This is a genomic window from Ensifer sp. ZNC0028 (genome assembly GCF_000799055.1).
Classification (GTDB): Bacteria; Pseudomonadota; Alphaproteobacteria; order Rhizobiales; family Rhizobiaceae; genus Ensifer.
Genome location: NZ_JTLA01000297.1, coordinates 1 through 201 on the forward strand (window position 1 = coordinate 1; position 201 = coordinate 201).

Consider the following 201-nt stretch of genomic DNA (forward strand, 5'->3'; position numbering starts at 1 on the left):
GCTATCCGGCGCAGCTGTCGGGCGGCCAGCGCCAGCGCGTGGCGCTCGCCCGCGCCATGGCGGTGGAACCGAACGTGCTTCTGCTCGACGAACCCTTCGGTGCGCTCGATGCCCAGGTGCGCAAAGAACTGCGCAAGTGGCTGCGCGACATTCATGACCGCACCGGCCACACCACCATCTTCGTCACCCATGACCAGGACG

General features: G+C 67.7%; 1 protein-coding gene. It reads left to right on the top strand.

All coding sequences use genetic code 11. The features are described from left to right. Positions 1 to 201 (top strand): ATP-binding cassette domain-containing protein (locus L981_RS33075; RefSeq protein ID WP_043627288.1); only part of this gene is annotated, 201 nt, incomplete at both ends.